The sequence below is a fragment of the Methylibium sp. genome (assembly GCF_031393925.1).
Lineage (GTDB): Bacteria > Pseudomonadota > Gammaproteobacteria > Burkholderiales > Burkholderiaceae_C > Methylibium.
Window position 1 is genome coordinate 1 of sequence record NZ_JANMWL010000280.1, and the last position, 7,990, is coordinate 7,990.

The 7,990-nt window shown below is 64.9% G+C and carries 10 protein-coding genes and 1 tRNA gene; all 11 read left to right on the plus strand.

Annotated features, from left to right (window positions below):
• The coding region (locus RMO12_RS14625) for a metallophosphoesterase (protein ID WP_405029689.1) at positions 1 to 466 on the plus strand (466 nt) is incomplete at its 5' end.
• 80 nt (positions 467 to 546) lie between these two features.
• Complete coding sequence (locus tag RMO12_RS14630) at positions 547 to 1,032, plus strand: low molecular weight protein-tyrosine-phosphatase (protein ID WP_309625046.1); 486 nt, start codon at positions 547 to 549, stop codon at positions 1,030 to 1,032.
• Positions 1,033 to 1,183: 151 nt separating this feature from the next.
• On the plus strand, positions 1,184 to 1,717 hold the full coding sequence (locus RMO12_RS14635; protein ID WP_309625045.1) for a Fe-S cluster assembly transcription factor: 534 nt from the start codon (positions 1,184 to 1,186) through the stop codon (positions 1,715 to 1,717).
• 147 nt (positions 1,718 to 1,864) lie between these two features.
• Positions 1,865 to 3,079 carry an IscS subfamily cysteine desulfurase gene (locus RMO12_RS14640; protein ID WP_309625050.1) on the plus strand — a complete coding sequence of 405 codons (1,215 nt, stop codon included), beginning with the start codon at positions 1,865 to 1,867 and terminating at the stop codon, positions 3,077 to 3,079.
• A 36-nt stretch (positions 3,080 to 3,115) separates the two neighbouring features.
• Entirely contained in the window at positions 3,116 to 3,520 is a 405-nt protein-coding gene (iscU, locus tag RMO12_RS14645) for a Fe-S cluster assembly scaffold IscU (RefSeq protein WP_309624021.1), read from the plus strand.
• Between the two features lie 11 nt (positions 3,521 to 3,531).
• On the plus strand, positions 3,532 to 3,855 hold the full coding sequence (gene iscA, locus RMO12_RS14650) for an iron-sulfur cluster assembly protein IscA (RefSeq protein ID WP_309624022.1): 324 nt from the start codon (positions 3,532 to 3,534) through the stop codon (positions 3,853 to 3,855).
• A gap of 57 nt (positions 3,856 to 3,912) precedes the next feature.
• Positions 3,913 to 4,431: a Fe-S protein assembly co-chaperone HscB gene (hscB, locus tag RMO12_RS14655; RefSeq protein ID WP_309624023.1), complete on the plus strand. Its 519-nt coding sequence runs from the start codon at positions 3,913 to 3,915 to the stop codon at positions 4,429 to 4,431.
• Between the two features lie 11 nt (positions 4,432 to 4,442).
• Complete coding sequence (hscA, locus tag RMO12_RS14660; protein ID WP_309639844.1) at positions 4,443 to 6,299, plus strand: Fe-S protein assembly chaperone HscA; 1,857 nt, start codon at positions 4,443 to 4,445, stop codon at positions 6,297 to 6,299.
• Positions 6,300 to 6,310: 11 nt separating this feature from the next.
• Positions 6,311 to 6,649 carry an ISC system 2Fe-2S type ferredoxin gene (gene fdx / locus RMO12_RS14665; RefSeq protein ID WP_309639845.1) on the plus strand — a complete coding sequence of 113 codons (339 nt, stop codon included), beginning with the start codon at positions 6,311 to 6,313 and terminating at the stop codon, positions 6,647 to 6,649.
• 1 nt (position 6,650) lies between these two features.
• Positions 6,651 to 7,355, plus strand: a complete 705-nt coding sequence (gene dnaQ, locus RMO12_RS14670; protein ID WP_309639846.1) for a DNA polymerase III subunit epsilon — start codon at positions 6,651 to 6,653, stop codon at positions 7,353 to 7,355.
• Positions 7,356 to 7,392: 37 nt separating this feature from the next.
• Positions 7,393 to 7,467: transfer RNA gene (locus RMO12_RS14675), tRNA-Val, on the plus strand.
• Positions 7,468 to 7,990 lie beyond the last annotated feature (523 nt).

Here is a 7,990-nt window from a genome sequence, read left to right on the forward strand (position 1 = left end):
CAGCGGTGCGGCAGCGTGGGTGGAGGAATTCAGGCGCCTGGGCATGAAGGTGCTGCTTAACGAGCATGTCGTACTGCGCCACGGCGCAGCACAGCTGCTGGTGGCGGGCGTTGCGGACTACTCGGCACATCATTGCGATCCCACGCACCGCAGCGACCCGGCTCAGGCTCTGCATGGCGCGCCGCACGAGGCCGCGCCGAAAGTGCTGCTCGCGCATCAGCCGCGCAGCGCAGCGGCTGCGGCTCAAGCCGGTTTCGACCTTCAGTTGTCCGGGCATACCCACGGCGGGCAGTTCCTGCCTTGGAATTTTTTCGTGCGCCTGCAGCAACCGTATACCGCTGGGCTGCACCGACTCGGCCGACTGCGGGTCTATGTGAGCCGCGGTACCGGCTACTGGGGCCCGCCGATGCGCCTGGGCGCGCCGTCGGAGATCACGCGACTCTGTCTGGTGCGCGAGGCGGCGTAAACGGCGACATGCGCGGCGCAGCTTCAAACATGGCCGCATCTTCTCTTCGTTGATGAAGCCGGTGGCATCATCTCTTCGACATGAAGCCGACCCGGGTCTTGATGTGCTGCACGGGCAACATCTGCCGCAGCCCCACCGCTGAAGGCGTGTTGCGCGCCAAACTCGCCGTGGCCGGTTTGGCGCGGCATGTGCAGGTCGACTCGGCAGGCACCCACGGCTACCACGTCGGCGCGCCGCCCGATGACCGTACCCAGTCGCGTGCGCTGCAACGAGGCTACAACCTGTCGGCCCAGCGCGCGCGAGCGGTCGTCAGCGCGGATTTCGAGCGTTTCGACCTCGTGCTGGGGATGGATGATGACAACCTCGAGTGGCTGGCCAAGGCGTGCCCTGCGCTGTTTGCTCACAAGCTCCGGTTGCTGATGAGCTTTGCACCGGATGCTCGCTGCGCCGTCGTTCCCGACCCCTACTACGGCGGGCCGGCCGGCTTCGACCGGGTGCTCGATCTGGTGGAGGCCGCTTGCGACGGATTGGTCCTGCATCTCGCGAAGGCAACCCCTCGGGGGTGAAGGGAACTTCCCCTGCGGAGTCCGACCAAATCAGTCGACTTCACCTATAATTGAGTTAATCAGTCGGGATTAGCCAGACGGCTCATTTTCAGGTGCTGCTCTCCCCCGGTTTCACCGGTCCGAAAGCCCCGTGCCTTAAGGAGTTTCCACCATGCGTCTCACCACTAAAGGCCGCTTTGCCGTCACCGCCATGATCGATTTGGCGCTGCGGGAGCACAGCGGTCCTGTCGCGCTGGCGGCGATCAGTTCGCGCCAGCAAATCTCCCTGTCCTACCTTGAGCAGTTGTTCGGCAAGCTGCGCCGCCATGAGCTGGTCGAGTCGACCCGCGGTCCCGGCGGTGGTTATTCGCTCGGCCGCAAAGCCGACGCAATCACCGTGGCCGACATCATTGTCGCGGTCGACGAGCCGATCGACGCCACCGGCTGCGGTGGCAAAGAAAATTGCATGGGCGACGACACTGGCCGCTGCATGACGCATGACCTGTGGGCGAGCTTGAACACCAAGATGATCGAGTTCCTGGATTCGATCTCACTGCGCAAATTGGTCGACGACCAGCTCGCCAAGGGCATCTCGATCGAGGAAGCGCCGGTCAAGCGCGCGATCTCGTCGCAGCCGGTGGTTAAACCGATCAAGATCACCGCGCCGAATTCGGTGTTCGCCCTCGGTAATGCGTTTTCAAAATAATCAGGACGGCAACGCACGCTTGACCACCCCCAACGCGTTGAGCCATCGAGCGGCTTGCCGGGCCACTTCGAGCAACGCGTGCCTTCCCCGAGTCTCGATCAACCCGCCAGAGCGTCCCGCCAATACAGGGACCCGCCCGCCATGCACATGACCCCGCACTTCCCGATCTATATGGACTACGGTGCTACCAGCCCGGTGGATCCGAGAGTCGCCAAGGCGATGATTCCGTGGTTGAGCGAGCATTTCGGCAACCCTGCCTCGCGCAGTCATGCGTGGGGCTGGGAGGCGGAAGAGGCCGTAGAAAAAGCGCGCGTGCAGGTCGCCGAGCTGGTAGGCGCCGACCCGCGCGAGATCGTCTGGACGTCGGGCGCCACCGAGTCAATCAACCTTGCGCTCAAGGGCGCGGCGCAGTTCTATAAAACGCGCGGCAAGCACCTCGTGACCTTGAAGACCGAGCACAAGGCGGTGCTTGACACGATGCGCGAGCTAGAGCGCCAGGGCTTCGAGGTGAGCTACCTCGACGTTCAGGAGGACGGCCTTGTCGACCTCGATAAGTTGAAGGCGGCGTTGCGGCCCGACACCATCTTGGTGTCTGTGCTCTACGTGAACAACGAGATCGGCGTCATCCAGGACATTCCCGCGATCGGTGCGCTGTGTCGTGAGCGCGGCATCATCTTCCACGTTGACGCCGCGCAGGCGACCGGCAAGGTCGCAATCGACCTCGGCAAGCTGCCGGTCGATCTGATGAGCCTGGCTTCGCACAAGACCTACGGGCCCAAGGGCATCGGCGCGTTGTATGTACGCCGCAAGCCCCGCGTGCGCATCGAGGCGCAGATGCACGGCGGTGGCCACGAGCGCGGCATGCGCTCGGGAACGCTGGCCACGCACCAGATCGTCGGCATGGGCGCGGCGTTTCGCATTGCACGCGAGGAAATGGGCACCGAGAGCGAGCGCATCCGCGCGTTGCAGCAGCGACTGTTGCGCGGTCTGTCCGACGTTGAGCAGACTTTCCTGAACGGCCATGCCGAAAAGCGCGTGCCGCACAACGTGAACATGAGCTTCAATTTCGTCGAGGGCGAGTCGCTGATCATGGGCATCAAGGGATTGGCCGTGTCGTCGGGTTCGGCCTGCACGTCGGCGAGTCTGGAGCCGAGCTACGTGTTGCGCGCACTTGGTCGCAGCGACGAACTGGCGCACTCCAGCCTGCGCATGACGATCGGCCGCTTCACCACCGAAGCCGAGATCGATTACGCCATCGGCACGATCCGCCAGAACGTGGCCAAGCTGCGCGAGCTTTCACCGCTCTGGGAGATGTTCCAGGACGGCATCGACATCAACACCATCCAGTGGGCGGCGCATTGAGCGCTGCCTTGCCTGGGCATTCGAGGAGTTATCACCATGGCTTATAGCGAAAAAGTCGTCGAGCATTACGAAAACCCTCGCAACGTCGGTTCGTTCGAGAAAGGCGACGAGACGGTCGGCACCGGCATGGTGGGCGCGCCCGCCTGCGGCGACGTGATGAAGCTGCAGATCAAGGTCAACCCGCAAACCGGCGTGATCGAAGACGCGCGTTTCAAAACCTATGGCTGCGGCTCGGCCATCGCATCGAGCTCGCTGGTGACCGAGTGGGTCAAGGGCAAGACGCTCGACCAGGCGATGACGATCAAGAACACGCACATCGCCGAGGAACTTGCGTTGCCGCCGGTGAAGATCCATTGTTCGATCCTGGCCGAGGACGCGATCAAGGCCGCGGTCACCGACTACAAGGCCAAGCACGAGCTGGCCGCGCAAGCGGCTCGGTGAGCGCAAGCGCAATGGCAGTCACTCTGACCGAAGCGGCAGCGCGCCATGTGACGCGCTACCTGGGCAAACGCGGCAAGGGCGTGGGCGTTCGCCTGGGCATCAAGACAACGGGCTGCTCGGGCTTGGCTTACAAGCTCGAGTACGCCGACGCTGTGGCGCCCGAAGACGTGGTGTTTGAAGACCAGGGCATCAAGGTGCTCGTCGATCCCAAGAGCCTGCCCTACATCGAAGGCACGCAGCTCGACTTCGTGCGCGAAGGCCTCAACGAAGGTTTCAAGTTCAACAACCCGAACGAGCGCGACCGCTGCGGTTGCGGCGAGTCGTTTCGGATCTGAGCCAATGAGCGGGTCAAGAGGCGCGGCGATGCCGCGCCTTTTTTTACGCATGACGCGATGAAGCTCGACAGCGACGACTTTGAACTGTTCGGCCTGCCGCGTCGCTTTGCGCAGGACCGTGCGCAGCTCGACGCGCGCTGGAAGGCGCTGCAGGGCGAGGTTCACCCCGACCGCTTCACCGCGCAAGGTGCTGCCGCCCAGCGCGTGGCCATGCAGTGGGCGGTGCGCGTGAACGAGGCTTATGCGCGGCTCAAAGACCCGCTCGCGCGGGCCGCCTACCTGTGCGAGTTGCAGGGCGCGCCGGTGCGGGCCGAGAGCAACACGGCGATGCCGGCTGATTTTTTGATGCAGCAAATGGCGTGGCGCGAAGCTCTCGACGAAGCCGATGGTGCTGCCGCCGTCGAAGCGCTCAACGACGATTTGCTGCAACGACGACGAGCGCTGCTCGGCGAACTGCAGGGCACGCTGGACCTGCGTGAAGACTGGCCGGCGGCGGCGCAGCAAGTGCGCGCCCTCATGTTCATCGAACGCTTCGCGCTTGACCTCGATCGGCGCCTCGAAGCGCTCGGACAATAGCGTCCTTTACCATGGCTTTGCTGCAACTCTCCGAACCGGGCCAGACGCCCGACCCGCACCAGCGCCGGGTCGCCGTCGGCATCGACCTGGGTACGACGCATTCGCTCGTGGCCGCGGTGCGCCACGGTGTCGCCGAGTGCCTGCTTGACGATCAAGGCCGCGCGATCCTGCCGTCGGCGGTGCGCTACCTCGAAGGTGGTCGACGCGCGATCGGTTTCGACGCGCTGGCCGCACAGGCCGAGGATGCCGAGAACACCGTTGTCTCGGCCAAGCGCTTCATGGGTCGCGCCCTGGCCGACATCGTCGAGCATGGCCGACTGCCCTACCGTTTCGTCGACCAGCCGGGCATGCTGGCCGTGCAGACACGCGACGGCGTGAAGACGCCGGTGGAGGTCTCGGCCGAGATCCTGGCGACCTTGCGCTTTCGCGCCGAGGACAGCTTCGACGATGAACTGTTCGGCGCCGTCATCACGGTGCCGGCCTACTTCGACGACGCGCAACGCCAGGCGACCAAGGACGCGGCGCAACTGGCCGGCCTGAACGTGCTGCGCCTGATCAACGAACCCACCGCGGCGGCGATCGCCTACGGGCTCGACAACGGCAGCGAAGGGCTCTACGCGGTCTACGACCTGGGCGGCGGAACCTTCGACATCTCGCTGCTGCGCCTGGCCAAGGGCGTGTTCGAGGTGGTGGCCACCGGCGGCGACTCGGCGCTCGGTGGTGACGATTACGACCATGCGCTGGCCGACTGGGCGCTGGCCGAGGCCCGGCTCGCGACCGAGACCGCGCAGGACAAGCGCGCCGTGCTGGTGGCGGCGCGTGTCGCCAAGCATGCGTTGTCACTGGCCGCAACTGCGCGCGTCGCGACCACGTTGTCGCACGGCGCGTTGCAGGTCGACGTGAGCCGGGCGCAGTTCGATGCCATCACCAGGCCGCTCACCTTGCGCACCGTCGCCGCGGTGCGCAAGGTGCTGCGCGACGCCAAGGTCAACCGGGACGATGTGCAGGGTGTCGTGCTGGTGGGCGGCTCCACGCGCATGCCGCAAGTACGCGATGCCGTCGCCGCGTTCTTCGACAAGCCTGCGCTCACCAACCTGAACCCCGATGAAGTGGTCGCGCTCGGCGCGGCGATCCAGGCCAACCAGCTTGCCGGCAATGCAGGCGCGAGCGACTTGCTGCTGCTCGACGTGACGCCGCTTTCGCTGGGGATTGAAACCATGGGCGGTCTGGTGGAGCGAATCGTCCCGCGCAACAGCACGATGCCGATCGCCAAGGCGCAGGACTTCACCACCTTCAAGGACGGCCAGACCGCGATGGCGATCCATGTGCTGCAGGGCGAGCGCGACCAGGTCGAGCACTGCCGCTCGCTCGCGCGTTTCGAGCTGCGCGGCCTGCCGCCGCTGGTGGCGGGCGCGGCGCGCATCCGGGTGAGTTTCCAGGTCGACGCCGACGGCCTCCTGAGCGTGTCGGCCCGTGAGCTGGCTTCGGGCGTCGAGGCCGCGGTGACCGTCAAGCCGAGCTACGGCCTGGCTGACGACCAGATCGCGCGCATGCTGCAAGACGGCTTCAGCACTGCCGAGGGCGACATGCGCGAGCGTGCGCTGCGCGAAGCGCGCGTCGAGGCCGAGCGCATGGTGCTGGCCACGCGCTCGGCGCTTGCCGCCGACGGCGACCTGCTCGCCGCGGGTGAGCGCAGCGCGATTGACGCGCTTGTCGCGGCCGCCGAAGCCGGCGCGAAAAGCGACGATGCCGCCGCCGTGGACGCTGCGGTCAAGGCACTCGCCGACGGCACCGAGGCCTTCGCCGCCGAGCGAATGAACCGTGGCATCCGCCAGGCGCTCACCGGGCGGCGTGTCGAGGAAGTTTGAAGAAGTAGCCCATGCCGATCATCAAGATCCTGCCCCACCCAGAATACTGCCCTCGAGGCGCGAGCATCGAGGCCGCGCCCGGCACCTCCATCTGCGAAGCGCTGCTTGAGCACGACATTGAAGTCGAGCATGCCTGCGAGATGAGTTGCGCCTGCACCACCTGCCATGTCGTCGTGCGCGAGGGCTTCGCGTCACTCAACGAAATGGACGAGAACGAGGAAGATCTGCTTGATCGTGCATGGGGGCTGGAGCCGAATTCTCGGCTGAGCTGCCAGGCCATCGTGGCGCAGCAGGATCTGGTGGTCGAGATCCCCAAGTACTCGATCAATCACGCCAAGGAAATTCACTGAGATGCAACGTCAGGTCTTTCTTGATACCGAGACCACCGGTCTGAGCCCCGATAACGGCGACCGCATTGTCGAGATAGGCTGCGTTGAATTGCTTAATCGGCGCCTCAGCGGCAGCAACAAGCACTTCTATCTCAACCCTGAACGACGCAGCCATGAAGACGCCCTCAGGATTCACGGCTTGACGGCGGAGTTCCTGGCTGACAAGCCTAGGTTTTCCGCTGTCGTCGACGAGTTGATGGCGTACCTCGCGGGCGCCGAAATCATCATTCACAACGCCGCCTTCGACGTCGGCTTTCTCGACGCAGAACTCGAGCGGGTCGGCCGTTCGCGCTTTGCGCCGCAGATGGCGAGCGTGACCGACAGTTTGAGCCTGGCGCGCGAGATATTCCCCGGCAAGTCGAACTCGCTCGATGCGCTGTGCAAGCGTCTCGAAGTCGACAACGCCAGCCGCAGCTTGCACGGCGCGCTGCTCGATGCGGGCCTGCTGGCCGAGGTCTACATCCGCATGACGCGCGGGCAGGACTCGCTGGTCATCGATGCGCTTGAATCGCAAGGTGATGGGCTCGACGTGCACGCCATCGACCTGAGCCAGATCACGCTACCGGTGCTGCTGCCCGACGCCGCGGAATGCGCTGCTCACGAGGCCGTTCTGGTCGAGCTCGACAAGGCGTCGGGCGGGCAGACCGTGTGGCGCCACATGGCATAATCGCGGCCTTCGCTTTCACGGGAAAGCCCGAGTTCTCGGGCGGTTAGCTCAGCGGTAGAGCACTGCCTTCACACGGCAGGGGTCGCAGGTTCGAACCCTGCACCGCCCACCAGCAAAATCAACGACTTACAGCACTTCCAGGTGGCGTTTTCGCTGGTGGTATGAAAGTAGTATGAAAAACAGGGTCGAGAAGACCCTCGCGGTCAGACACGCACCGACCTCGGCGATCTCTGTATTGCCGGCACCCTCGACTCAAACGTCGCGGCAGTGGCAATCACGTGGCTCAACGCAGCTGCCATTCACTCGCTGGTGCTGGAAGCTCCTCGACAGGTCATGCGTCGGCGGCCAGGCAGACCCGCCTTCGAGCCCGGTGACACGCTGTCAATTGAACGGCCGCTTCGAGATCGTGAACTGACTTTCAGGGGCGGCGACCGACGGGTCGTTGACGGCCAGAAGACGACACCCGACATTGCGGCGCATAGCGGACTCGGGTGCCGCCCGTCAGACGGCACCGAAAAGCGGCAGCTCTCCAGCCGAGACCTGTCGTTCCTTCGGCTGACCCCGCGCATTCACCAAACTCTCGCGGTGATGCCCAGTGGCCAGGTCCATCCGTCAGCCTTGACCGCCGAGCAAGC